Source organism: Mesorhizobium sp. M6A.T.Cr.TU.017.01.1.1, from assembly GCF_004023115.1.
GTDB lineage: Bacteria > Pseudomonadota > Alphaproteobacteria > Rhizobiales > Rhizobiaceae > Mesorhizobium > Mesorhizobium mediterraneum.
This window is the reverse complement of the sequence record NZ_RZTA01000299.1, coordinates 1-437: the sequence shown is the minus strand read 5'-3', so window position 1 is coordinate 437 and position 437 is coordinate 1. Positions and strand designations below refer to the sequence as shown.

Annotated in this window: 1 protein-coding gene; it reads right to left on the bottom strand. The window is 60.4% G+C overall.

Going from position 1 to position 437, the window contains the following annotated elements; all coding sequences use genetic code 11:
• On the bottom strand, nucleotides 1-199 hold a 199-nt coding region (locus EOB36_RS34090; protein WP_128286598.1), incomplete at its 3' end, for a S1 RNA-binding domain-containing protein.
• Nucleotides 200-437 lie beyond the last annotated feature (238 nt).

Sequence of the window (437 nt, the reverse complement as noted above, 5' to 3'; positions counted from 1 at the left end):
TCGAGTCCTTGCCCTTGACGCCGAATTCCTTCAGCGGCACGCGGCCTTCGACCTTGAGGCCGACGTCGATGATAGCCATGTCCTTTTCGATCGCGGTGATCGTGCCCTTGACGACTTGGCCTTCGCCGGAATGGCCGGCGGAAAAAGATTCTTCGAGCAGGCTCGCGAAATCATCGCGAGTGGGATTTGCAACTGACATAGTTTCTCCTGGAGTGCCCCGCATCTCAAGCGGGGCGGGCGCCGTGGGTTAGCGTTGCGTTGGCCTGCCGGCGTTCCGGGCTTGCAAAAGCCCTTGGCCGCCTAAGCGGCAATTCCGGCGCATGAAGAATGCTGGCAGGCTGGTTCGTGCCCGATGGGTATCTTTTCGCCGCCGGCAATCGGCAACGGGTGGAAAATCCCGGCTCAGGCTTTGTTTCTCTTGGCCAGAACGTCGTCGA